This is a genomic window from Pseudomonas shiyinii (genome assembly GCF_056725765.1).
The window spans coordinates 2,423,667-2,446,939 of record NZ_CM161522.1 but is presented as its reverse complement, the minus strand read 5'-3'; the positions used below and the strand labels follow the sequence as shown (position 1 = coordinate 2,446,939).

The window sequence follows — 23,273 nt, the reverse complement described above, 5'->3', positions numbered from 1 at the left end:
CGAGTAGGACGCCATGAAACAGGATCCACCCAGCAACAGCCGCCGTCATTTCCTTGCCGCTACCACTGTGCTCGGTGCCGCGGGCGCGCTCTGGTCGTCGCTCCCGTTCGCCGCTGCCAGCGACCCGACACATACCAGTCACCCAGGAGGTTCCATGACTGCCGACCTGATACTGTTCAATGGCCGTTTTCACACCGTCGACCCAGACAAACCCAGTGCCACTGCTGTTGCCATCAAGGATGGTCGATTCCTGGCGGTAGGCAGCGATGCCGAGGTCATGGCCCTGCGCAGCGACACCACGCGCGCCATCGACCTCAACAGGCGCACGGTCGTGCCTGGCCTGAACGACTCCCACCTGCACCTTATCCGTGGGGGCCTGAACTACAACCTGGAGTTGCGCTGGGAGGGTGTGCCATCCCTGGCCGATGCGCTACGGATGCTCAAGGATCAAGCTGACCGCACCCCGGCTCCGCAGTGGGTGAGGGTGGTCGGAGGCTGGACAGAGTTTCAGTTCGCTGAAAAGCGCATGCCAACCCTCGAGGAATTGAACAAAGCCGCACCCGATACGCCGGTATTCGTCTTGCACTTGTATGACCGTGCGCTGCTCAACCGTGCGGCGTTGAAGGTTGTGGGCTATGACCGTAATACGCCCAACCCGCCTGGTGGCGAGATACAGCGTGATGCCAACGGTGAGCCGACCGGTATGCTGATCGCTCGGCCGAATGCAATGATTCTCTACGCGACCTTGGCCAAGGGGCCGAAGTTGCCGTTGGAATACCAGGTCAACTCCACCCGACAGTTCATGCGCGAACTGAATCGCCTGGGCGTGACCAGTGCCATCGACGCCGGAGGCGGTTTCCAGAACTACCCCGATGACTACCAGGTGATCCAGGAGCTGGCCAACAAAGGCCAGTTGACGGTGCGCATCGCCTACAACCTGTTCACCCAGAAGCCCAAGGAAGAGCTGGGCGATTTCCAGAACTGGAGCAAGATCGTCAAGCCGGGTGACGGCTCGGACTTCTTCCGTCACAACGGTGCTGGCGAGATGCTGGTGTTCTCCGCGGCCGATTTCGAAGACTTCCTCGAGCCGCGTCCGGATCTGCCGGCAACCATGGAGCAGGAACTGGAGCCGGTGGTGCGCCATCTGGTGGAGCAGCGTTGGCCGTTCCGCCTGCATGCGACCTATGACGAATCCATTTCTCGCATGCTCGATGTGTTCGAGAAGGTCAACCGCGATATCCCGTTCAATGGGCTGCCGTGGTTCTTCGACCACGCCGAGACGGTCACCCCGCAGAACATCGAGCGTATCAGGGCGCTGGGCGGTGGTATTGCCATCCAGCACCGCATGGCATTCCAGGGCGAATACTTCGTCGACCGCTACGGCGCCAAGGCTGCGCAGCACACTCCGCCGATCCAGCGCATGCTGGCAGAAGGCGTACCGGTAGGGGCCGGTACCGATGCCACGCGGGTCGCCAGCTACAACCCATGGACAGCCTTGTACTGGCTGGTCAGTGGCAAGACGGTGGGCGGGCTGGAACTGTACCCTCAAGGCCTTTCCCGCGAAACGGCGCTGCAGCTCTTCACCCATGGCAGTGCCTGGTTCTCCAGCGAGCAAGGGAAGAAAGGGCAGATCAAGGTCGGCCAGTTCGCTGACCTGATCGCGCTGTCGGCTGATTTCTTCAGTGTCGATGAAGAGGCGATCAAATGGCTCGAGTCGGTGCTCACAGTGGTGGATGGCAAAGTCGTCCATGCAGCGGCCGAGTTCGACAAGCTTTCGCCGCCTGCGCTGCCGGTCATGCCGGATTGGTCGCCAGTGAACAAAGTCCCCGGGCATTGGAAACCGGCCGCGCCGCTGACGGCCCAGGTGCACCAATGTGTGGGGCCCTGCGCGGTTCATTCGCATCAACATGACCGGGCGCGTCGGTCGAATGTGCCGGTCAGTGATTTTCAGGGCTTCTGGGGCGCTTTCGGCTGTTCGTGCTTTGCGTTTTGAGGCCCTGACAGCGAGCCAGGTTGCTGGCTCGCGGTTCTTGTCGTCGAGCATTCTATGAAAGGTTGGCCCTGACTTATGAATACGCCTGTCTCGTCTGCCTGGAGCCCGTTGCGTCAGAAGACGTTCCGCTGGCTGTGGTTGGCCAGCATCGCATCGAACATCGGTACATGGATGCATGAAGTCGGTGCCGGTTGGTTGATGACATCCCTGTCTGCCAACCCATTGCATGTGGCCCTGGTCCAGGTCGCAGGTTCGCTACCCATGTTCTTCCTGGCTCTCCCCGCAGGGGCGTTGGCCGATATCGTCGACAAGCGCAGGTACCTGCTTGGGGTGCAGTTGTGGATGGCGACGGTGGCGGTACTGCTGGCGGGCCTGAGCCTGACCGGTGCGATTGGGGTCTGGCTGCTGCTGACGTTGACCCTGTGCATGGGCATTGGCACCGCACTGATGATGCCTGCCTGGAGCGCGACGACACCGGAACTGGTGGACAAGGCTGACCTGCCCGCGGCCATCGCGCTGTCCAGCGTGGGTGTGAACCTGGCACGGGCGACCGGTCCGGCCATTGCCGGTGTCTTGGTCAGCATGGTGGGCCCCTGGCTGACATTCGCGCTCAATGGCCTTTCGTTTTTTGCAGTGATCATCGTTCTGATGACCTGGAAGCGCGAAACGGTGGCGAGCGTGCTGCCCGCAGAGCGGCTGTTCGGGGCTTTGCGCGCAGGCTGGCGCTACAGCCGTAGTTCGCGTCCGTTGCAAGCGGTACTGGTGCGGGCCTTCGCGTTCTTCATCGGTGCCAGTGCGGGTACCTCCTTGCTGCCCGTTGTGGTACGCAGCCAGCTTCAAGGCGATGCCACGGTCTTTGGCCTTTTGCTCGCCAGCGTGGGCGTCGGTGCGGTACTGGGCGCAATGAAGCTGCCGGCCCTGCGCGAGCGCTTGGGTACCGAGCGCCTGGTGCTGTCGGCGACGATCCTCTATGTCTTGGTACTGCTGGCGCTGGCATCGTTCGACAACCTGTATGTGTTGGTCCCCGTCATGTTCCTGAGCGGGGTGGCATGGATCGCCGTGCTGTCGAGCTTCCAGGTCGCGGCGCAAACATCGGTACCGGCCTGGGTTCGAGCCAGGGGCCTGGCGGTGTATATCCTGGTGTTCTTTGGCAGCATGGCTGCTGGCGGGACGCTTTGGGGGACAGTCGCGACTCATGTCGGCATCTCGCTGGCCCTGATCTGTGCGAGTGGCGTGCTGCTGCTGGGGACGCTGGCGTCCGTGTTCTACAAGTTGCCAAGTACCGAGGCAGATGATGTGGCGCCTTCATTGCACTGGCCCGCTCCCATTCTCGCGCAGGAGATGGACCGGGAGCGTGGCCCGGTGATGGTCACCGTCGAATATGACATCGAGCCGAGGCATGCTGCCGACTTCCAGAGCGCGATGGTGCATGTCCGTGGGATGCGCTTGCGCAATGGAGCGATTTCATGGGGGTTGGTGCAAAACAGCGAAAACCCGAATCAGTGGCTGGAGTTCTTCTTCGATGAATCCTGGTTGGAACATCTGAGGCATCATCAGCGGGTCACGCGAGCCGAATTGAAGCTCGAAGCTGCGGCCCGTCGATACCAGACCCCCGGAGTGGAGGTCCGTATACAGCACTTCATCAACGGCGTCGCGTGAGTCCGGAAACGTCTGTGGCATGTTGCTGTAGCAGGGGCAGGCGGATGACGAATGTCGTACCCTGGCCGACCTGGCTCTGGCAGCCGATCTCGCCGCCATGGCGGTCGACCACGGTCTTCACCATCGCCAGGCCCAGGCCGAGGCCGGTGCTGCCCTCGGCTGACGTCAAGCGCTGGTAGGGGGCGAACAGGCGCGGCAGTTCCTGCGCCGCGATACCTTTGCCCTGGTCAGTGATCCGGCAGGCCAGCCAGTCGCCTTGCAAATGGATAGCCAGGGTGATGCGTGTGCCTGCCGGGCTGTATTTGACGGCGTTTTCCAGCAGGTTGAACAGTGCCCGGGTAAGCAGGCCGGGGTCGGCCCAGACCATCGGCTCCTGTGTATCGTCCCAGTCGCGCTGCAGGTCGATGTGTTTGTGCTGCGCCAGCGGCCAGAGCTGGTCGGCGGCATCCATCGCCAGCATGGTGAACATGCACGGTTCGAAGTGGTAGGCGTCGGACTCGGCCTTGGACAGTTGCACGAAGGCGTCGGTCAAGCCCAAGGCACGCTGGACCTGCTGCGCAATCTGCCGGTAGACCTGCCGCTCGTTCTGGTCCCTGGCGGAATGGACATCGAGCAGGGCGAGGATCGCCGAGTGGGGGGCGCGCAGGTCGTGGGAGAGAAAACGCAGCAGGGTGGCGCGTTGGCGTTCGGCGTCACGTTCGGCGCTCAGGTCGATCAGGCTGACCAACCAACCGATGGCGGTTTCGCTATGCACTGGCAGCAGGCGTGCCAGGTGGACCTGCAGGTCGCGCTCGCGGTGGTCATGGAATTCGACCGCTTCCAGGGTTTCCAGGGCCGGGCGCGCACCGCCCGCGAGGCTCGGGTGGCCGAGCTCGGCCAGGCGTTCGCGCAGTTCATCGCCGCGCAGTGGCTGCCCGAACAGCTCGCGCGCCTTGCGGTTGGCCAGCAGGATCTGGCCTTCTGGGGCGCAGATCAGCGTCGCCACCGGCAGGCCTTCCAGGCCGTCGGCCATGAACCGGCGGGCGTCGCGGGTGCGGCTGATCGCCTGTTCCAAGGCGGCGATGCGGTTTTGCAGCGGGTCGTTGCCCGGCATCGGCGGGGCGGCCCGCTCGGGAAGTACCTTGGGCTCTTGGTCCAGGCGCGCCAGCTCCCAGCCGAAATAGGCGACCACTGCGTTCAGCCGGCGCCAGCTCCAGACCAGGTAGGCCAGCAGCAGGCCGACCAAGGTGGCCAGCGGCGACCACCACCACCCATTGAGCAGCAAGGCCCAAGAGCCCCCCAGGGCGAGCGCCGCGCAGGCCAACGCCAGGGCCAGCGCATGGCGCGAGCGGAACAGCATCAGGCCCAGGAGCAGGGCGACGCCAGCGGCGCTGAGCAGGGCGCCCAGCCAGGGTGGCAGGTCGATACTGGTGCGCTGTTGCAGGAGGCCGTTGAGGATGTTCGCCTGGATCTCCACGCCCGGCGTGGTGCCCAGGCTGGCTGAGAGCGGGGTGACGTAGCGGTCGCCGAGACCCGGCGCGGAGGCACCGATCAGCACCAGGCGGTCGCGCAGCAGTTCGTTGGGCACCTCGCCGCGCAACACACTGACGTACGACACGCTGGGGAAGCCCGCGTCGGCGTCGATGAAGGGAATACGGATGGCGTGGTCGCGCTGCCAGCCGGGCAGGTTGCGCATGGTGTCCAGCCCCGGCATGGCGGCTTCGTGGTTGCCGGCGAAGGCCTGCCAGGCGAGCAGGGGGCGCGGCGCCCCAAGCGGCCCTTCGCGCAGGTAGACGCTGCGCAGGGTGCCATCGCTGTCGGCTTCGACATTGATATGTCCGATACCCGCCGCGCACTGCGTCAGTGTCTGGGTGGGCGGTATTTCCCGCGGCGGCTCGCCATGACGCGGGATGCTTTCGCGCAGCAGCGGCAGCAGCACGTTGCCTGCCCGGCACAGCGATTGCGCCAGTTGACGGTCCTCGTCCGGGTTGCTGGAAGGTTCGCTGAAGATCACATCGAACAGCACGCTGCGCGCGCCAGCGGTGGTCAGGCGGTCCAGCAGTTCGGCGTGCACGCTGCGTGGCCAGGGCCAGCGGCCGAGGCTCTGCAGGCTGCGGTCGTCGATGTTGACGATGAGGATACGGGGGTCGACCGCCAATGGTGTGAGGCTGCGCAGGCGATCATAGAGCAGGTTGTTCAGCGACAGGTGGGTGGCGAGCGAGAGCAGTGCGGTGAGCGGCACCAGCAACAGGCTGACCAGCAACCATTCACGCACCAGGCTGTGGAACAGGCGCTGCGCCTGGCTGGGCTCGTCCTGGCGGGCGAACGGTTTCATCGGCGCAGCTCCGATCCTTTATTGCGCATCGCTGCGCCGCGGGTAGTAGAGAATATCGTAGACGCTGGTTTGGCCTTCCAGGCCCTCACTGTCGAAGGCCGAAAGGCGCACATGGTAGAACGCAGCCTCGAGGTCGCTGAAGCTGACCTGCGGTGTGCTCGAGAAGCGCTCCTGCTGGATATGCAGGAAGTCCGGGTCGCTGGCCACCTGGGCGCGGTAGCGCTTGGCGCCCTGGACCGGTGCCAGGTACAGCGTCCACTGGCGCGACTGGCCGTGTTCACCGCCTTGGCCGCGCAACTGCGGGGCGGGCAGCAGGTCGACCGGGGTCAGCTTGCCGTGTGCCTTGATCTTCAAGCCGCGGCGGGCGTCGAGCAGCACGTCGTCGTCGGGCTCGGCGCGGGCCTGCGGCAGCTTGCGGGGCGGGCGCTTGCCGGCGACCGGCAGGTCGTCGTTGGTCAAGTCGCGGTTGACCGCGACGCGCCCGTCGAGCACTTCGGCCAAGGCCTGCCGGTCTTCGATGCGTGCGCGGAAATGGGTACCGCGCACGCCCAGCACGCCGACCGGCGTCAGCACTTGGAAGCGGTCGTGGTCGCTGATTCTTTTCAGGACATAGGATTCGACCTGACCCGCGCGCAGGGCGACTTGCGCGATTCCTTTCTGTTCATCGAGGTGCAGGGTGACGTGCGAGCTCGAGGGCAGGACGATGCGGCTGCCATCGCCGAGCAGCAGGCTGACGAAGGCGGTAGGGGAGGTTTTCACGCCTTCCTGCTCGTCGATGGCCATGCCTTCTTCGAGCGGGGTCTGGTTACCTTTGGCGTCGACCTTCCAGGCATCGCCTGCAAGGTACAGCACGCTCGCGGGCAGCGGCTGGGGCAGGCACGCCTGGCCCAGTTCGATGTACGGCGGCCGTTCGGTCTTGGCCGGGGCGGCCGGTGCAGGGCCGGCAAGCAGCGTCAGCAGGCCGCCGAACGCCAGGGCGAGGCCGGCAGGGCGCAGCGGCAGGGAAACAAGGTTCGAAGCAAAGAGGAGGGCAGTCATGGGCTTCACTGGGCAGCGGGTCAGGTATCGCTGGCGATCCGGTCAGGTTGCAATCTGCCTGATCGAGCGCCGGTTTCGCAATCCTTGCAGCACCATCGGGCGCACGAAGCGCCCTCAGCCTTCTCTGGCAATTGCGCCTGGCGCAGTGCCAGGCGCATCGGCTCAATCGTTCTTGTCGCCGCCTAGGCGGTAGGCCAGGGCACCGAGCACGGCCCCCAGGATCGGCGCGACCCAGAACAGCCACAGCTGGGCGATGGCCCAGTCACCGACGTACAGCGCCACCGCGGTGCTGCGTGCCGGGTTCACCGAGGTGTTGGTGACCGGGATGCTGATCAGGTGGATCAGGGTCAGGGTCAGGCCGATGGCGATCGGTGCAAAGCCCTGGGGCGCACGCTTGGAGGTGGCGCCAAGGATGATCAGCAGGAACAGTGCAGTCAGTACTACCTCGCTGATCAGCGCCGCCTGCAGCGCATAACCACCTGGGGAGTGCTCGCCGTAGCCGTTGGAGGCGAAGCCGGCAGCCAGGTCGAAGCCGGCCTTGCCGCTGGCGATCAGGTACAGCACGCCCCCGGCGGCGAGGCCGCCGAGCACCTGGGCGACGATGTAGGGCAGCAGTTGGCTGGCGGGGAAGCGTCCGCCGACCCACAGGCCAATGGACACGGCCGGGTTCAGGTGCGCGCCGGAGATCGAGCCGATGGCATAGGCCATGGTCAGTACGCTGAGGCCGAAGGCCAGGGCGACGCCGAGGTAGCCGATACCCAGTTCCGGTACACCGGCGGCGAGGACGGCGCTGCCGCAACCGCCCAGTACCAGCCAGAAAGTGCCGAAGAACTCGGCTCCGTATGCTTTCATGATGAGGTCCTTGTCAGATCCAGAGGTGAAACGCGCAACGCGTCATCCAGTGGTTGGAATGGCTCGGGAGGGGAAGAGGAGATGACACGTCCTTGTGTCGGAGCCGGCCCAGGGAGGAAGCGGCTCGGTTGCCTGGGGCGATCATCCTTTATCGGCCCTGACCCGGGTTCGAGTTGCCTCGTCCCGTTGGTGAAGTAGGTTTACACATCCGTGTGTCGGGGCCGTCCATTTGCCCCTCGTCCTGCTCAACGGTTGGCAATCTACCAAGCGGGCTTCAGCTGCTGCGGGATTTGCCATATTTCTTCAGATTCTTTCGCTGATATTTCAGATTCGGCCGATTCAAAATACCCAGCGCGGGTCATCCTGCACGCTGACAGCGCCGCTGACTTCCCATAGGTCGCCACGCACATGGGGGCGCGAGTCGAGACCCAGCGGGGCGGCGAAGGCGGGGCTGGCAGTGCCTTGGCCGACCACCGACGCCAAGGCGGGCGCCTGCGTATGGCTGCTCGAGCCGATGCCCAGGAGCAAGGCCATGCAGGAAACCGCGGCGAGGGCTCGCAGGTTGATGTCACGCATACGTTGACGAATTGGCCGAGAACCCATGGCTGTTGCTCCTTGAACGGTCAGGCCGGTGCTGTATCTGGCCCGATGGCGATTTGAGATCAGGCTATCAAGGGCTGGTTGCGACCCGCCTGATCCGCCACAATTCTTCAGATTCGTGATCCACCGTTCATGGAGCGAAAACAGGGCGCTGGCCCATTGGAACAGGACAAGTTTTTTCATGCGTATCGCGATACTGGACGATGAGCCGGCCGAACTGGATCGGGTCGAGCACACCCTGCAGCAGATACCCGCGCACGGCGAACAAGCCTGGGTCGTGCATCGCTTCATGCGTGGCGAGGACCTGCTCAGGCAACTGAAGCGGGAAACCTTCGACCTCTTGGTGCTCGACTGGCAGTTGCCAGATGTGAGCGGCCTGCAAGTACTGCGCTGGAGCCGCGAGCACCTCGACGCACCGCCGCCGGTGATCATGCTGACCAGCCGTGACACCGAGCAGGACATCGTGCAGGCGCTGAACTGCGGGGCCGACGACTACGTCAGCAAGCCGTTCCGGCCCAACGAACTGAAAGCACGGGTGGGGGCCGTGCTGCGCCGCCATGCGCCGACACGTCCGGCGCAAAATGAAGTACAGACCTTCAACGATCTGCGTTTCGATGATGCCGAGCTGACCGTGACCCGCGCCGGCGCACCGATCAACCTGACCGAACGGGAGTACCGCCTGGCCCGCTGCCTGTTCGCCAACCTGGGCCGCCCATTGTCGCGTGAGTACCTCTACGAGCGTTTCTGGCCCCACGAAGAAGTGCTCTCCTCACGGCCACTGGATACGCATATCTATCGCCTGCGCAACAAGCTCGGGTTGAGTGCCGAGCGCGGTTGGCAATTGCTGACCATCTACGGATACGGCTATCGGCTGGAGCGCGTGGCGGCGGGCGAGTGAGCGTCAGGCACGAAGCGTCAGGAAGATCGTCGAGGGCTCCTGCCCATCGTCTGGTGGCCGGCCACCGGCATTGGCTTTCTGCGCCCGCTGTAGCGTGATGGCGTTGGCGATTTCCGTGCGAGATTCGATGCCCCGTGCCACGGCGCCTACCGAACGATCTCCGCAGCCCAGCAGCGAGCAGCCGTTGTTGATGAACACGAAGAACGCAATCACCCAGAATGACCCGGCGCTCACGATGCCAGCCCCTGGGTATTGGCGGCCAACGCGACGAGGACGAGCAGGGTGTAGCCTAGGATCGCCAGGTAGGCGCCTTGCTTGAGTGAGTGGAGAAGGGTCGTGCCCATGGTGGTGGCTCCGGGTTTCGCTTGTGGAGCCAAGGGTGATGCAAAGGCAGGTCGATAAAAAACAATCTGGAGCGATTCAGATTATCGACTCGCTTGATTATTGAGCGGGATTATCGGGGCGATAGATAGTGCCTGCGCTTGGGTCATCGAAGTGCTGGCTTCGATGAAGAACTAATGGCTGGCCGATTGAGCCTCAGGGCCTACTTGGCTTTTTCTCGAACGCAGCCTCCAGAGCCTGCTCGATCTCGGCGAGCGTGCATGCGGTGCCAGCCCCCACGACCGCCGTACGCTTGGCGCAGTCGACCACAAGCTCCAGCGCAGCAGGACGATGGTCGCCCGGAAACTTGCGAAGCACGAAGTGCGCGACTGCATCGCCGTGCCAAGTGACGCGGTCCATGGACCAACGAGGGTCGGCGAATGTGAAGATGACAGCCTGGGTGTGCACGTCGAGGAGCGTTGGCACATACACCCACTGGGTATTGCGCGCTTCCCAGGCCTCGACCCTGACCGCGAACATGCCGCCTGGGGCGGTGATCGTTTCTATTTCTTCCATGTCGACTCTTTCCATTCAATAGGCACCTTCAACCCGTTGCACTGAGCGCCTTCAATCGATCAGGTCGTAGATCCGCGGGGCCGATGAGTCTCAGAGACTGTCGGGATCGCCGAAGAACATTACTACCATGTTCCCGGTAACACAAAACGGCTCGATGCTTTTCGCCGTGAAGTTATCGGAGCATGGAGGCAGGCCCTCAAACGACGGAGTCAACGACACCGGTTGAATTGGGAGCGTATGACTGCGCTGGCAAGGTTGATCATTCCTTACCCGCGTGAGCTAAGAATGCATCCTTATCCCATAACGCGCTTAGGCGTCAAAACCCAAGGCAGGAGCCGTATGCGGTAATTCTGCACGTACGGATCTGCGCGGGGGGGGGGCAGGCGACTGCCATTCCTACCGCGACCTCTGCATCGGCACGATGTCGAGTTGTTCGCTGGTTTGCTCGCCAATCACGTGTTTGCGGCAACCGCAGGCGCAAGTCAGTTCGTGCTCGGGCAAGTCATGAATGACTTCAATGCGTGGCAGGTCAGCCGACAGTGGTTTGCGTTTGCCGCGCTGCATGGTCGGCGCAACAACTTCTTCGTCGGCCTCATCCGCGGCAGGTACCCACTGGCTTTCGGGTTCGTTGAACAACGCCAGTTGGGGCGTGTTGGATTCGACGGTTTGCTCGGACTTGCGATTGAACAATCGGTCGCGCAGCAGCTTGACCTGTTCTTTAAGATCGACGATCTGGCCTTTGTCGACCGTGCGCTCGGCCAACAACTGCGCAAGCAGTTATTTGAGCGCGGCAGGGTCGTCAGGAAGGTCATCGGGCGAGGTTTTGAAACGCTCGGCTTCGAGGCGCTTGAGCCAAAGGCAGAAGCCGTTGCGCTCCCAGAACAACACCTTGATACGGTTGCGAGCTTTATTGAGGAACACGAAAAGTACGGGGTCGAATACCGCGACTTTGATATCCAACTCAACCAGAACAGTGAGACCATCAATGGATTTTCGAAAGTCCACGGGCTTAGGGTAGAGGAAGACTTTTTCGACTTTGCTGTCGGGGCGCATCATGGCGGGCTGGCTCCAGAAAGAAATCGGGAGCGCAGCACCGGGAATCAGATGGACACTTGGAATGTGGGGATGATGGATCCCTTACGTTGTATCTTGGAAGCAGCGCTCTGGGCGGCGTGGAATACGGACAATTTCAGGGATGCGATTCTGTTGGCGGCCAATCTTGCCGATGAAGCCGACAGTGTGGCGGCGACGGCGGGGCAGATTGCCGGAGCCTTGTATGGCGTGTCGGGCATGCCGCCTGACTGGGTGGCCAAGGCGGCCTGGTCACAGCATATTTGTGATTTGGCGAGCCGGCTATTTGAGCGTGCGCCACCAGGTGATGAGCTAGACGAGCTCACGTACGACCAGCTCAGAGAACTTCTCAGTGAGGTAGGTCGGCCCACTGATGTCGGGCCGAAGTACCAGCGTCATTGATCACTGAGACTCCAGGATGACAGGATCATGCGCGCAAGCATTTCCTTCATCCCTGCGGAGGCTTCTCCCCCATGTGCGCCTTGAGCTTGCGCAGGGTAGGGGATTCGCCTCCCGTCAGCTCGATACGGAGCTCGGCGAAGGCGTGCTCGAGATCGGCGTACTGCTGCAGCCCTTCTTCGGTGAACAGGTAGCGCCCGGGGATGTCGCGCCATTCCATCGGAGTGCGGATGCGTTCCTGATCTGCCGCCTTCAGTAGTGGCTCCAGTTCGACGCTAAGCTTCATCGCGGCAGGGTCTTGCGCCTTCAGGCTGTCGATGATCAAGCGAAGCTTGAGTGACTTCTGTTTGAGTGTTTCGGTGTTCATGGTCAGCCCTAGTTGGAGATGGTGCCCATTAGTTTCGGAGTGCCCCATTCGCCGCGATTGGGCGTGAGGTACTGCATCGCTTCGCCGCTGCGTGAGTTTGTTGGACATTTCGGCCTGCAATCGGGCGCTACGTATGGCAATGTTTTCCATGCTGCTCATGATGCCGGCCTTCATCTGCCCCCGGGTCAGATACGTGACGATGGCCGTCAGTAACAGCAGCACCGACTGCTCCTGCCTGCGAGCAAGCTGGCGTGCCGCGCGTTCGACACGCTCCTGAGCCTGCGCCGCGGAACCTCCGCTTGGGTCCAGGCCAGCAGGCTTGAGGCCATCTTCGGCAAACCAGGCCGTGGCCATGCCTTGCTGCAAGGTCGACAGGCGCGCTGGCAAGCCTTGATAGAAATACTCGGCGATGGCGGACAACCCCAGGCCCATGAGGATTCAGGTTGCCGACCTGCAGGCCGATACCGGCACCGGCCACCGCGCCTGGCGCCGCGCCGACACCAAAGGCGAACGCCCCGGCCACGCCGCCAGCGAGCGAGCCCACCGCCACGCTGCCGCCGAGGATCATCGACACCTCTTTGACCAGTTGCAGCAGTACCGGCAGGATCTGGTCAATGCCGATCGAGGACCACTTGCGCTTGAGGTTGTCCTGGATGATCGGATAGGACAGCGCCATGGCCTGGCGCACGTTGTCGATGCGCTGCCCGCCGAGGTAGCCATGAGCCTGGTTGGCGCCATTGCTCACCCGCCGGCTGAATCCGTCCCAGGCGGACGCCTCGAGGAGAAGTAGTAGGTGTCCCCCTCATTAAGGCGCGCAGCTTATGGCTTGGACTCGCGCCAGTCGCTACGCGCAGCTGCAATCAGCGTATCCCAGTCATCAGGAGGGTGGCCACGGCCCAACATCTTCTCGAATACGGCGTAGGGATCGGATTTGCTGCCTGCAGACCGTAGGGTGTTTTCGTCGTTTACCCATGCATAGACGATAACCTTGGATCTTGAGTCATAGCGAAAGAACAGCCGAAAGCGCCTACCGATTTTTACCCGCCGCCAATGTCGGTAGGCGGTGCCCAGCGTGTTGCCTTGGCGGAACTCATCACGGCCCGGGTCGGCAGGCACAGCCTCCATGATCAGATGGCTCAATGCCCGAAACAGTTTGACGTTGGCGTTGCTCTCAAAACCTTGCGGGTCGTTCTGCTCGGCCCGGGCGGCGGCTTCTTGCAATTTGCGTAGCTGTAAAGTCACACCTTCATGGAACAGCAGCGTCCAGCCATGTCGCAGCATCAGATCGCGACCTCACCATCGATATCTTCGTCCAGGTTTACGGAGTGGTTTGCGTTGGCGAGCATGGTTTGCGCCAGGTCCTCCGGCAGAGCGGTGATGTTGCGTCCGCTTCGGATATCAGCCTCCAGCAAACCCAGGAAAGCACCGATAGCAGGGTCTTCATGGATGGTATCTACGCGGCTGACCACGATTTCACCCCCGCGTACGTCGAATGCAATCTTGCCACCTGTGTCAATGCCCAGTAGCTGGCGAACGGATTTGGGCAGTGTGACCTGCCCCTTCGAGGTCAATGTGGCGATTTCGTGGATGGCAGGCATGAGTATTCTCCCGGATGTATTGATTGGATGGTAAGGAATAATCCTTACTTGGTCAATCTTGGTTTTCTGCTGATCAAGCATGGGCGGGGAGGACGCTCAATAGCGCCGCAAGATGAGTTACACACTTCCAGGGACAGGATCGGCGCGAAGCCCCTAAAGACTGTCAGGATCGCCAAAGAACATCTGTATCCGGGACCGCAACCACCGCTCCGCCGGGTCGTTGTCCTGGGCGCCGCGCCAGGCCATGTGCAGCTCGAAGCTGCGCACCTCCAGGGGCAGCTCTTCGGCGCGCAGGCCGCCGGCGGCAGTCAGGGCGTCGGCGGTGTAGTCGGGGACGGTGGCGACGATGTCGGTGCCGGCCAGCAGGCTGCCCAGGCCGTTGAACTGCGGCACGGCCAGGACCACGTGGCGCTTACGGCCGATTTCGTCCAGGGCTTCGTCGATGAAGCCGGAAAGGTCGCCCGCGAACGACACCAACGCATGGGGGCGGGCGCAGAAGTCATCCAGGCTGATGGCGCCGGGCATGCTGTCGGCGCGCAGCAGTTTGGGCTTGCTGCGGCGCAACACTTTGCGCTTGGCGTTGGCCGGCAACTCGTTGGTGTAGCTCACGCCGACCGAAATCTCGCCCGACGCCAGCAGCGTGGGCATCAGCAGGTAGTTGACCCGGCGCACCACCAGCACGATGCCCGGCGCCTCGGCGCGGATGCGCTTGAGCAACTGTGGCAGCAAGGCGAATTCGGCATCGTCGGACAAGCCGATGCGAAACACCGAGGTACTGGTGGCAGGGTCGAACTCGGCGGCGCGGCTGACGGCGGTGGAGATCGAGTCCAGCGCCGGGGAGAGCAGGGCGAAGATCTCGTGGGCCCGGGCCGAGGGTTCCATGCTGCGCCCGGTGCGCACGAACAGCGGGTCGTCGAACAGGTTGCGCAGGCGCGACAAGGCCGCGCTGATGGCCGGCTGGCCGAGGAACAGCTTCTCGGCTGCACGGGTCACGCTGCGCTCGTGCATGAGCGTCTCGAACACGATCAGCAGGTTCAGGTCTACGCGACGCAGGTCGTTACGGTTCATCGATACGCTTCGCCTTGAAGGGGGCAGGGGTGAATCTTAAGGCCAAAGGCTGTTACCCTGCACCGATTTCCGGGTGCCAATGCAGGGAAATGCCAGGGGCCCAATCGATGACAGGCATGTCGACTATTAATAGCCACTGATGGTCTAACGGCAAAAGCCCGGATAAAGTCCGTGGTAATACGAGATTCACACAGGCGAGGTATGCGATGTCCCGCATGATCCGTTTCCACAAGTTCGGCGCGGCCGATGTGCTCCGTTGCGAGGAGCAGGCCGAGCCGTCCCCAGCGGCGGGCGAGGTGCAGATCCGCGTCGAGGCGATCGGCGTCAGCTGGTACGACGTGCTGTGGCGGCAGAACCTGGCGCCGTCCCAGGCGCGCCTGCCGGCGGGTATCGGCCATGAGATGGCCGGTGTGGTGATGGCGGTCGGCGAGGGCGTCGAAGACATTGCGGTCGGTGACCGTGTGGCCAGTTTCCCGGCTACCAGCGCCAACGACCACCCCGTCTACGGCGATGTCATCGTCCTGCCGCGCACGGCCATCACCCGCTATCCTGACGTGCTCACGCCCATCGAGGCCAGCGTCCATTACACCCCGCTGCTGATCGCCTATTTCGCCTATGTCGACCTGGCCCGGGCCAAAGCCGGCCAGACGGCCTTGGTTACCGATGCCAGCCACTGTGCGGGCCCTGCGTTCGTGCAACTGGGCAAGGCGCTGGGCCTTAGGGTATTCGCCGCCACCAAGGACCCGGAGCAGCGCGACTACCTGCTGGGCCTGGGCGCCGAAAAGGTGATCGTCACCGAGGAGCAGGACCTGCTCATGCAGGTCGGCAAATACACCGATGGCCGGGGTGTGGACATGGTCCTCGACGGTATGGGCGGGCCGCAGATGTCGCTGCTGGGGGACGTCCTGGCGCCGCGCGGCAGCCTGGTACTGTATGGCCTGCAAGGCGGCAACCAGACGCCGTTCCCGGCGTGTGCCGCGTTCCAGAAGAACATCCAGTTCTACGTGCATTGCATCAGCAACTTCACCGGCAAGCCGGAGCTGGGAATCTGCCAGGACCAGGTGGCGCTGCAGCGCGCGCTACGCGATATCAACCAGTTCACGGCCGACCAACTGCTGACGCCACAGATCGTCAAGGTGTATCCGTTCGACCAGGTGGTCGAGGCCCATCGCTACATGGATGGTTGCCCTTGTGGTGGGCGGATCGTACTGACGATGGAGTGATCCGTCCGTAGCGCCGTGTGCGTCCAGGGCCATTGGCGTCACCTCCCGACTGCCTATGAAGCCGCCCCGCAGTGCGACGATACTGCGGGAGCGGCTTTTTAGCTGAGACATGATGCACTTCTCCTGAGTATCAGAATATTCCTACGCAACTAAAGCTAATATCTGACAACTTTTGTTTAAGTTGAAATTTATGGCGTAAAGTTTTGCCAGGCAGCGAAGGGGTATTTCGATGAGATCCGCGCTGGTCGTTATTAAAGTCCGACGTCGCTGAATGGTTTTTTTACCAGGATCTGTATCTTTTATTCGTACCGCAACTTTCGATAATGAAGCCGTGTCAGTGATTGCAAGGAGCAGAACATGCGCTTGGGACGGCTTGTGTACAGGGGTGGGAAGGTTCGGGGCTGGTCGGTGTGGCCAACAGGGCCCAATGGAATGGTGTTTTTCGATAGGTCTTGCGTTATTTCCCAAGTGTCTGTGGGAAAAGTCTGCAAAGTAAAAAGTGTACGCGCTTGCAGTCAATACTTGTCGTGGATGCGACGCACTGAAGGACAAGGAGTTATTCAATGAGCAGACTACATGACCAAGCCATGCACTCAATCTACCAACAGGTGGTGGAGCGCGTTAACGCGCATATGCCACGGGCGCAGCAAGCCTCGTTGCAACTGCTGGTCCACCGGCTGGAAATGGCCGCCGGCGGGCGGGAATACCTCGACCGGCTCCGGTTGTTGATGGTGCTGGGCGGCGACCGGCGTAGTGCCCAACTGCTGGCCTGCGTGCGTGCGGCCCAGTTGAACCTGGCCTTGCGCTACGGCAGCACGTTCCGCCTGCGCGTGGTGGTGGCGTGCCTGCCGGGCATGGACGCCAAGACGCTGCAGCGGCACGATCAGCGCTTCAGTGCACTGGTCATGCAGGACGATCCGCGGGTGGAACTGCTCATGGTCGAGGACGACCAGTTGGTGCCGTTCAGTTGCCGTCAACCGGAGATCGCGGCGCAGTGGTCGGGAGCGCGTGAAGCCATGCTGCTGTTCGGCCACCTTGCCGAGGCGGCGCCTGCCGCGCTGTTGGGCGCCCGCCTGCATCTGCAGTTGGCCGATGCCCTGCGCCTGGCGCTCGCCTGCAGCGATGGCGCCGACACCCTGGTGACGGCGTGGTCGGGCCACCAGCGTCGCCGATTCCTGGCGTGGGGGCGTCGGATCCTACGTCTTGCGAAGCAGCCGGGCCTGGACACTGCCGATCGCTGCGCGGCTGCGCTGCTGGAGGGGCTGGGGCGGTTGCAGATGGTGCTCGGGGCGCCCACAGGGCGCTTCGTCAGCGCCCCGGCTGCGCTGGCGTGTGAACATAGAGTCAACGTCCTGACGCTCGACGACCTGCTGCCCCTCTCGGCCGGCATGGGTGGCCTGGATGGCATGCTGGGTCTTGCGGACGGTCCGGGCAATGCCAAGGAGAACACGCTCGAACCTCACCTTGTGCGGAACTTATGCACGCTCAAGGCCCGGCTACGCGCGGATGAAGGCCAGGACGCACGCTTGTCGCTCAAAGGCCCGCGACTGACCTGGTGGCTGCGGGCGCAGCAACAGGTACGGGCGCCGTTTCTGCAGGCCCATGGGTTGAACGAGGCACAACTGGCTTGCCTGCTGTTCGCGCCTTTTGCCGATCATGGCCGCGACCTTGCGTATTTCTTGCAACGTTGTCATCCCTGCATGCAGGTTGCCTTGCCGTATCTGCACAAAGCACTGCAGGGCAAGGCATGCCCCGAGGCAGTCAAGCGCTGGCTGGTGGATACCAGCGGCCTCAGCCTGACGCAGCTCCAGGCGATCTACGCCGGGCGGCTTGGCGCGCCTGTTCGGCGGGTGTTGGCCAACCTGGCGCGGCGCGACATCGACCTGCGACTGGTGCCACGCGCCTCACCCCCCGCTGCGACGGTGCGCCAGGCGGCGCTCTGATGGGGCGCTGCGGGCGAGGCGAGTTCGCCTACCAGGCCGTGTGTCGCTACATTGAAGCGCTCATCAACCAGGCCGACCCCACCGAGGAGGGGCGCTTGCCCTCGTTGCGAGACCTGGCGGTACGTCTGAAGGTATCGCTGGCCACCGTGCAGAATGCCTACAGCCTGCTGGAGCATCAGGGGCGGGTACGGTCGGTTCCCAAGTCTGGCTATTTCGTGGCGTTCGACGCCAGGGAACGCGAACAATCGGCCTGGCCACGGTCGCGGCCGGTGTTCGCGTTACCGATGGCAACCCCCATGGCGCTCGAGCGAGCCTTGTTCGCCCAGGAACGGCGGCTATCCCGTCAATCAGGGCCCTCGAGCTGGCGTTCAGGCAAGGGCGCATTGCTGCGCCACGTGCTCGCTGCCCGTTACACGCGTTCCTCCGGGCACAGCTGGAGTGCCGAGCATGTTCATTTGGCAACGGATGTACAGGCGTTGTTGGTGACGTTGTTGCGGGCCTTGCGCTTGCAGGGGGCGACCGCCGTGGTGGCCACGCCATGCTGCCGGCGCCTGCTCGAGGCATTGCGCTGGGCCGGGATGCGGGTCCTTGAAGTGCCGGCGGGCGATGACGGCGCGTTGGACCTGGACCGTCTGGCGCAGTTGCTCGCCTGTGAGCTCGTGCGCCTGGTGGTGCTGCCGTCCTGCCTTGCCGTGCCCTTGGGGCGCAGGGTCTCGCTTTCCGACCAGCAGGCTGTGGCCCAGCTGCTCGCCGACCACCCGGCCTGGTTGCTCGAAAACGACCTGGACAGCGAGCATTGTTTTGGCGAGCCGCCAGCCATGCGTCTTCGCGATGGGGTCGACATCGGCCGGCTGTTGGTGCTGGGGTCGCTGGAAGCCACGGTAGGTGCTGAAGGGCCTTACGCCTACCTACTCTGCCGTCAGACGGATGTGGAAGAGGCCATCGCCCGTCGTGGCTTCCTGATTCCGCCATTGCGCCAGCAGGCTATCGCCCAGATCTATGCCAAAGGGGAGGTGGAGGCGTGGTTGCCGCGCATGCGTAGCGAGCTGCAGGCCTCCATGGACCATTTGTTTCTACAGGTCGAGTCATGCCTGGGGGGCAAGCTGGTGGTTACCAGGCCCGAGGGTGGCCGGGTGCTATGGGGCCGCTTGAGGCAACCGGTGAATCATGGCCATGCGCAGGTGGCCGTGGCCGGCACGGGATTGACGATCACACCCGGGGAACGGTTCAGCCTGCAGGGAAACCATAGGGGGTATGTGGCCCTGACGTGGCAGGGCGCTCCCTGGGAGGGATTGGAGCAGGCGCTGCACCGGCTGGACCGGGCCTTGGCGCGACCGCCGGCTGATGACGTAGCTGAGTGACCGCCGATCCGGAGCGCTTGTCAGCGGGGTGGGTCTGTATGTATAACCAGTGCCTGTCCCGCTATGTGCCCGTTCACCGTGATTGCCCATTCTGTCGATGACCCCTTCTATTACCTGTGCAACTTCAGGCAGGTCTTGGCATGGGTCCAGCAGCGCTATGCCGATGTGCTCGATGAGGCCGAGCAGGGTTTCCTGCGCGCTTTCGCCGGGCTGCCCGAGCCTGCCCAGGCCATGCTGGTGCGCATGGTCATGCGCAAAGGGGAGCTGTTTCGCAGTGACCGGCTCGACTATGCCGAAATCGGCCCATGGCAGGTGGCGCTCGAGCCGCTGCTGCAGCTTGGGTGGGTGTGTGACCGTTCGATGCTGGCCTTGGAGCAACTGTTCGGTGTGCTGCGCAAGGAAGAACTCGTTCAATGTTTCGCCGCGCAACTGAGTCGGCCCCGGGCGGCAAAGGCGGAATTGTTGGCGCAATTATTGCCACTGGCGCTTGCGCCCCGGCCATTGGCGCAATGGTTCCCGGCGTGCCCTGTGCGTATTTTTCATTGGCGCCTGCAACCGTTGTGCGATCGCCTGCGTCTGTTGTTCTTCGGCAACTTGTACCAGGACTGGTCGGAGTTCGTGCTTGCCGACCTGGGTGTGCTGCGCTATGAACAGGTACCGTTCAGCGCCGACTCCCGCGCATTGCGCCAACGCGCCGAGGTCGACCTGGCCATGGCCTTGCACCAGTGCGCCGAACGTCTCGAGCAGGGCGAGGCGCCAGGCGTCGTGCTGGCTGCTTTGGAAGGGCTGCACAGCGACAACCCCTGGCTTGCCCGGCGCCATTCCCGGGTCTTGTATGGCATAGGCCAACGGTGCGAGCGGCTAGGCGACTGGGACCAAGCCTTCGAAGTGTACGGCCAGAGCAACCACCCCGAGGCGCGCATCCGTCAGGTACGCACCCTGGAGCGTAGCGAGCGCTGGGCGCAGGCCCATGCACTGGCGTCGAAAATGGCCGCCGCTCCGGCCAATGCCCTTGAGTCCCAGGCAGTGGCCCGCATGCTGCCGCGCCTTGGGCGCAAACTGGGCGGGCCGCCGCGGGCGCGCCGCCGTGCGGCGGACCTCGAGCTGATCGAGCTGCAGCTGCCAGCGGCGCTCGCGCACCTCGGCGTCGAGGAGGCGGTTCGCCTGCACCTGGAGCAGGGCGGGGGTACTTGTCATTACGTGGAGAACACGCTGTTCAACAGCCTGTTCGGCCTGTTGTGCTGGGAGGCGATCTTCGCCCCGGTACCCGGCGCTTTCTTCCACCCGTTCCAGGCCGGCCCCCAGGACCTGCATGACGACGATTTCCGACAACGCCGCGCCACCCTGTTCGACGCCTGCCTCGGTCGGCTCGACGATGGCAGCTATAGGCAGGCCATCGGCCAGTGCTTTGTGGCCAAGCACGGCTTGCAATCGCCCTTCGTGTTCTGGTCGATGCTCACGCCCGAGCTGCTCGACCAGGCCTTGGCCTGCGTGCCGGCGACGCACCTGAAGCAGTGTTTCCTGCGCCTGTTGCAGGATATCCGCAACAACCGCGCCGGCATGCCTGACCTGGTCCAGTTCTGGCCCGAGGAAGGCCGATACCGCATGGTCGAGGTCAAGGGGCCCGGAGACCGCTTGCAGGACAACCAGCTGCGCTGGCTGGAGTTCTGCCGTGAGCACGGTTTGCCGGTCGTGGTCTGCCATGTCCGCTGGAGCGACACGGCATGACCTACACCGTGGCGGTGCGCGCGCTGTGCGAATTCAGCGCCAAGGTCGCAGACCTGGACCTGCGCTTCACGCCTTCGCCCACGGCCCAGGAAGGTATTGCCGGCCACCGCCGGGTGGTGGCAAGACGCGGGCCAGGGTACGAGTCCGAGGTGGCGCTGCAAGGCCGATACCAAGGGCTCGAAGTGCGAGGCCGGGCCGATGGCTATGACCCGGCGGCCAACCGCCTGGAGGAAATCAAGACGCACCGTGGCGACCTGTCACGTCAGCCGGCCAACCATCGACAGCTGCATTGGGCCCAGGCCAAGGTCTACGGCTGGTTGCTGTGCCAGGCACGCCGATTGGACTCGATCGAGGTCGCGCTGGTGTACCTGGACGTGGACAGCGACCACCAGACTGTATTCAGCGAGCAGCATGCCGCGACCGACCTGCAACGTTTCTTCGAACGCCAATGCCGCTGCTTCCTGGCCTGGGCCCAGGCCCAGGAGCGGCGCCTGGCCGAGCGCGACTGCGACCTCGAGGCACTGGGCTTTCCCTACCCACAGTTTCGCCAGGGCCAGCGCCAGTTGGCCGAGACTTTGTACAAAGCGGTCAGCACCGGCCGCTGCCTGATGGCCCAGGCCAGTACCGGGATCGGCAAGACCCTCGGCACCTTGTTCCCGTTGCTCAAGGCCATGGTGCCGCAGCGACTGGACAAACTGTTCTTCCTCACCGCCAAGACCCCAGGCCGGGCCCTGGCCCTCGACGCCCTGCGCCAGATCACCGAAGCCACGCCGCAACCGGCTCTGCGTACCCTGGAACTGATCGCCCGGGACAAAGCCTGCGAGCATCCGGGAAGCGCCTGCCATGGCGAGTCCTGCCCGCTGGCACGCGGCTTCTATGATCGCCTGCCTGCTGCACGTGAGGCCGCGGCGCAACGGCCACTGCTCGACCGTGCCGGCCTGCGCGAAGTGGCCCTGGCGCACCAGGTCTGCCCGTACTACCTGGGGCAGGAAATGGCGCGTTGGGTCGATGTGTTGGTCGCCGACTACAACTACTACTTCGATGCCCACGCCCTGCTGCATGCCCTGACCCAGGCCAATCAGTGGCGGGTCGCGGTATTGGTGGACGAGGCCCACAACCTGGTGGAGCGGGGCCGGGGGATGTACAGCGCAAGCCTCGACCAGGGCCAGCTGCAGGCCTTGCGCCAAGGCAAGCCGGCGGGTCTTGGCAGCGCCCTGGAGCGGCTCAATCGCCAGTGGAACGCGTTGTACAAGACGCAACGAGCGCCCTACGAGGCCAGCGATCAGTTGCCCGGGGCATTCCTTGGCGCGTTGCAGCATTGCACCGGGCAGATCCAGGCGCGTCTTGAACAGGCCCCGGGCGAGGTGGAACCGGCCGTCTTGCAGTTCTACTTCCAGGCCTTGCAGTTCAGCCGGGTCGCGGAATTGTTCGACGAGCATTTCATCTTCGATGTAAGCGTGCGCAACGGCCCGCGCAAGCGTCGGCTGGCCACCCTGTGCCTGCGCAACGTGGTTCCGGCGCGCCTGTTGGGCCCGCGCATGAGCGCGGCACGTAGCGTCACGTTGTTCTCCGCCACCCTCAATCCCCGGCATTTCTATACCGACCTGCTGGGCATGCCGGCTGACACCGCCTGGCTGGAGGTGGCGGCGCCGTTTCGGGCCGAGCAACTGCAGGTGCGCGTCGTCAGCCAGATTTGCACCCGTTACCGCGAGCGGCACGCCTCCTTGGCCCCGATCGTGGAATTGATCGCCGATCAGTACCGGCGTGCACCAGGCAACTACCTGGCCTTCTTCAGCAGCTTCGAGTACCTCGGGCAGGTGGCCACGCTGCTGGCCGAGCGTTACCCGGCCATCCCGCGCTGGGAACAGGCCCCAGGCATGGACGAAGGGGCGCGGGAGGCGTTTCTCGCCCGCTTCGTGCCCGATGGCCAGGGTGTCGGGTTCGCGGTTTTGGGCGGCGCCTTTGGCGAAGGCGTCGACCTGCCCGGCAGCCGGCTGATCGGTGCCTTCGTCGCCACCTTGGGGCTGCCCCAGGTCAACCCGGTCAACGAGCAGTTCAAGCAGCGCCTGGGGCGACAGTTCGGTGCGGGCTTCGATTACGCCTACCTGTACCCGGGCGTGCGCAAGGTCATCCAGGCCGCTGGCCGGGTGATCCGTGGCGACCAGGACCAGGGCGTGCTGCTGCTGATCGACGAACGCTTCGCCGAGCCGCGGGTGCGGCAGATGTTCCCCGGTTGGTGGCAGGTGGTGAGCGAATAATCGCCG

General features: G+C 63.7%; 18 protein-coding genes and 3 pseudogenes. 9 read left to right on the top strand and 12 right to left on the bottom strand.

Annotated features, from left to right (window positions below; translation table 11 throughout):
• Positions 1–13: 13 nt before the first annotated feature.
• Both ACXHGZ_RS11140 and ACXHGZ_RS11135 read left to right on the top strand, forming a co-directional pair.
• Positions 14–1,993, top strand: coding sequence for an amidohydrolase (locus ACXHGZ_RS11140; RefSeq protein WP_480463849.1), 1,980 nt, complete (start codon positions 14–16; stop codon positions 1,991–1,993).
• A 75-nt stretch (positions 1,994–2,068) separates the two neighbouring features.
• Positions 2,069–3,652: an MFS transporter gene (locus tag ACXHGZ_RS11135; protein WP_480463848.1), complete on the top strand. Its 1,584-nt coding sequence runs from the start codon at positions 2,069–2,071 to the stop codon at positions 3,650–3,652.
• On the opposite strand, the gene ACXHGZ_RS11130 is transcribed toward ACXHGZ_RS11135, so the two are convergent.
• The 4 genes from ACXHGZ_RS11130 to ACXHGZ_RS11115 all read right to left on the bottom strand — a co-directional run bounded on the left by ACXHGZ_RS11130 (position 3,636) and on the right by ACXHGZ_RS11115 (position 8,459).
• Positions 3,636–5,966 (bottom strand): CHASE2 domain-containing protein, encoded by a 2,331-nt coding sequence (locus ACXHGZ_RS11130; protein ID WP_480463847.1) that lies wholly within the window; start codon positions 5,964–5,966, stop codon positions 3,636–3,638. The genes ACXHGZ_RS11135 and ACXHGZ_RS11130 overlap by 17 nt on opposite strands.
• A gap of 18 nt (positions 5,967–5,984) precedes the next feature.
• A complete protein-coding gene (locus tag ACXHGZ_RS11125; protein ID WP_480463845.1) occupies positions 5,985–7,004 on the bottom strand; it encodes a FecR family protein in 1,020 nt (339 codons plus the stop codon).
• A gap of 162 nt (positions 7,005–7,166) precedes the next feature.
• Complete coding sequence (gene aqpZ, locus ACXHGZ_RS11120) at positions 7,167–7,856, bottom strand: aquaporin Z (RefSeq protein WP_480463843.1); 690 nt, start codon at positions 7,854–7,856, stop codon at positions 7,167–7,169.
• A 339-nt stretch (positions 7,857–8,195) separates the two neighbouring features.
• Positions 8,196–8,459 carry a hypothetical protein gene (locus ACXHGZ_RS11115; RefSeq protein ID WP_084858053.1) on the bottom strand — a complete coding sequence of 88 codons (264 nt, stop codon included), beginning with the start codon at positions 8,457–8,459 and terminating at the stop codon, positions 8,196–8,198.
• A 178-nt stretch (positions 8,460–8,637) separates the two neighbouring features.
• On the opposite strand from ACXHGZ_RS11115, the gene ACXHGZ_RS11110 reads away from it, so the two are divergent.
• Positions 8,638–9,354: a response regulator transcription factor gene (locus ACXHGZ_RS11110; protein WP_084858052.1), complete on the top strand. Its 717-nt coding sequence runs from the start codon at positions 8,638–8,640 to the stop codon at positions 9,352–9,354.
• 3 nt (positions 9,355–9,357) lie between these two features.
• On the opposite strand, the gene ACXHGZ_RS11105 is transcribed toward ACXHGZ_RS11110, so the two are convergent.
• The 3 genes and pseudogenes from ACXHGZ_RS11105 to ACXHGZ_RS11095 all read right to left on the bottom strand — a co-directional run.
• Positions 9,358–9,588 (bottom strand): hypothetical protein, encoded by a 231-nt coding sequence (locus ACXHGZ_RS11105; protein WP_084858051.1) that lies wholly within the window; start codon positions 9,586–9,588, stop codon positions 9,358–9,360.
• A 303-nt stretch (positions 9,589–9,891) separates the two neighbouring features.
• Positions 9,892–10,266: a hypothetical protein gene (locus tag ACXHGZ_RS11100; protein WP_480463842.1), complete on the bottom strand. Its 375-nt coding sequence runs from the start codon at positions 10,264–10,266 to the stop codon at positions 9,892–9,894.
• Between the two features lie 393 nt (positions 10,267–10,659).
• Positions 10,660–11,028, bottom strand: a pseudogene (locus ACXHGZ_RS11095) (IS66 family transposase); the annotation flags it as partial.
• 297 nt (positions 11,029–11,325) lie between these two features.
• Between ACXHGZ_RS11095 and ACXHGZ_RS11090 the strand changes: the two are divergent.
• Positions 11,326–11,724, top strand: a pseudogene (locus ACXHGZ_RS11090) (ADP-ribosylglycohydrolase family protein); the annotation flags it as partial.
• Between the two features lie 46 nt (positions 11,725–11,770).
• Here ACXHGZ_RS11090 and ACXHGZ_RS11085 read toward each other — a convergent pair.
• The 5 genes and pseudogenes from ACXHGZ_RS11085 to ACXHGZ_RS11065 all read right to left on the bottom strand — a co-directional run bounded on the left by ACXHGZ_RS11085 (position 11,771) and on the right by ACXHGZ_RS11065 (position 14,754).
• Positions 11,771–12,088 carry a hypothetical protein gene (locus tag ACXHGZ_RS11085; protein ID WP_480464035.1) on the bottom strand — a complete coding sequence of 106 codons (318 nt, stop codon included), beginning with the start codon at positions 12,086–12,088 and terminating at the stop codon, positions 11,771–11,773.
• A gap of 96 nt (positions 12,089–12,184) precedes the next feature.
• Positions 12,185–12,857, bottom strand: a pseudogene (locus tag ACXHGZ_RS11080) (DUF6861 domain-containing protein); the annotation flags it as partial.
• 50 nt (positions 12,858–12,907) lie between these two features.
• Positions 12,908–13,369 carry a type II toxin-antitoxin system YhaV family toxin gene (locus ACXHGZ_RS11075; protein WP_480463841.1) on the bottom strand — a complete coding sequence of 154 codons (462 nt, stop codon included), beginning with the start codon at positions 13,367–13,369 and terminating at the stop codon, positions 12,908–12,910.
• Positions 13,369–13,686, bottom strand: coding sequence for a type II toxin-antitoxin system PrlF family antitoxin (locus ACXHGZ_RS11070; protein ID WP_480463839.1), 318 nt, complete (start codon positions 13,684–13,686; stop codon positions 13,369–13,371). Before ACXHGZ_RS11070 ends, ACXHGZ_RS11075 begins: the two co-directional genes overlap by 1 nt.
• A 153-nt stretch (positions 13,687–13,839) precedes the next feature.
• Complete coding sequence (locus tag ACXHGZ_RS11065; protein WP_368828888.1) at positions 13,840–14,754, bottom strand: LysR family transcriptional regulator; 915 nt, start codon at positions 14,752–14,754, stop codon at positions 13,840–13,842.
• 206 nt (positions 14,755–14,960) lie between these two features.
• On the opposite strand from ACXHGZ_RS11065, the gene ACXHGZ_RS11060 reads away from it, so the two are divergent.
• The 5 genes from ACXHGZ_RS11060 (at position 14,961) to ACXHGZ_RS11040 (ending at position 23,267) form a co-directional block, all read left to right on the top strand.
• Entirely contained in the window at positions 14,961–15,977 is a 1,017-nt protein-coding gene (locus ACXHGZ_RS11060; RefSeq protein WP_196146494.1) for a zinc-dependent alcohol dehydrogenase family protein, read from the top strand.
• 563 nt (positions 15,978–16,540) lie between these two features.
• The gene (locus ACXHGZ_RS11055) at positions 16,541–17,920 is read left to right on the top strand and encodes a hypothetical protein (protein WP_480463837.1); all 1,380 of its coding nucleotides are present in this window, start codon (positions 16,541–16,543) and stop codon (positions 17,918–17,920) included.
• Positions 17,920–19,281 carry an aminotransferase class I/II-fold pyridoxal phosphate-dependent enzyme gene (locus ACXHGZ_RS11050; RefSeq protein WP_480463836.1) on the top strand — a complete coding sequence of 454 codons (1,362 nt, stop codon included), beginning with the start codon at positions 17,920–17,922 and terminating at the stop codon, positions 19,279–19,281. The genes ACXHGZ_RS11055 and ACXHGZ_RS11050 overlap by 1 nt, the downstream gene beginning before the upstream one ends.
• Positions 19,282–19,359: 78 nt before the next feature.
• Positions 19,360–21,009, top strand: a complete 1,650-nt coding sequence (locus tag ACXHGZ_RS11045; protein WP_480463834.1) for a VRR-NUC domain-containing protein — start codon at positions 19,360–19,362, stop codon at positions 21,007–21,009.
• Positions 21,006–23,267, top strand: coding sequence for an ATP-dependent DNA helicase (locus ACXHGZ_RS11040; protein ID WP_480463833.1), 2,262 nt, complete (start codon positions 21,006–21,008; stop codon positions 23,265–23,267). Before ACXHGZ_RS11045 ends, ACXHGZ_RS11040 begins: the two co-directional genes overlap by 4 nt.
• The last annotated feature ends 6 nt before the right edge of the window (positions 23,268–23,273 follow it).

Bases quoted from the DNA above. Each gene is read 5' to 3' on its own strand.
- ACXHGZ_RS11060 (WP_196146494.1), top strand. From the start codon at position 14,961: ATGTCCCGCATGATCCGTTTCCACAAGTTCGGCGCGGCCGATGTGCTC.
- ACXHGZ_RS11100 (WP_480463842.1), bottom strand. From the start codon at position 10,266: ATGGAAAGAGTCGACATGGAAGAAATAGAAACGATCACCGCCCCAGGC.
- ACXHGZ_RS11125 (WP_480463845.1), bottom strand. From the start codon at position 7,004: ATGACTGCCCTCCTCTTTGCTTCGAACCTTGTTTCCCTGCCGCTGCGC.
- ACXHGZ_RS11110 (WP_084858052.1), top strand. From the start codon at position 8,638: ATGCGTATCGCGATACTGGACGATGAGCCGGCCGAACTGGATCGGGTC.
- aqpZ (WP_480463843.1), bottom strand. From the start codon at position 7,856: ATGAAAGCATACGGAGCCGAGTTCTTCGGCACTTTCTGGCTGGTACTG.
- ACXHGZ_RS11075 (WP_480463841.1), bottom strand. From the start codon at position 13,369: ATGCTGCGACATGGCTGGACGCTGCTGTTCCATGAAGGTGTGACTTTA.
- ACXHGZ_RS11070 (WP_480463839.1), bottom strand. From the start codon at position 13,686: ATGCCTGCCATCCACGAAATCGCCACATTGACCTCGAAGGGGCAGGTC.
- ACXHGZ_RS11055 (WP_480463837.1), top strand. From the start codon at position 16,541: ATGAGCAGACTACATGACCAAGCCATGCACTCAATCTACCAACAGGTG.
- ACXHGZ_RS11115 (WP_084858053.1), bottom strand. From the start codon at position 8,459: ATGGGTTCTCGGCCAATTCGTCAACGTATGCGTGACATCAACCTGCGA.
- ACXHGZ_RS11040 (WP_480463833.1), top strand. From the start codon at position 21,006: ATGACCTACACCGTGGCGGTGCGCGCGCTGTGCGAATTCAGCGCCAAG.
- ACXHGZ_RS11140 (WP_480463849.1), top strand. From the start codon at position 14: ATGAAACAGGATCCACCCAGCAACAGCCGCCGTCATTTCCTTGCCGCT.
- ACXHGZ_RS11130 (WP_480463847.1), bottom strand. From the start codon at position 5,966: ATGAAACCGTTCGCCCGCCAGGACGAGCCCAGCCAGGCGCAGCGCCTG.
- ACXHGZ_RS11065 (WP_368828888.1), bottom strand. From the start codon at position 14,754: ATGAACCGTAACGACCTGCGTCGCGTAGACCTGAACCTGCTGATCGTG.
- ACXHGZ_RS11135 (WP_480463848.1), top strand. From the start codon at position 2,069: ATGAATACGCCTGTCTCGTCTGCCTGGAGCCCGTTGCGTCAGAAGACG.
- ACXHGZ_RS11085 (WP_480464035.1), bottom strand. From the start codon at position 12,088: ATGAACACCGAAACACTCAAACAGAAGTCACTCAAGCTTCGCTTGATC.
- ACXHGZ_RS11050 (WP_480463836.1), top strand. From the start codon at position 17,920: ATGGGGCGCTGCGGGCGAGGCGAGTTCGCCTACCAGGCCGTGTGTCGC.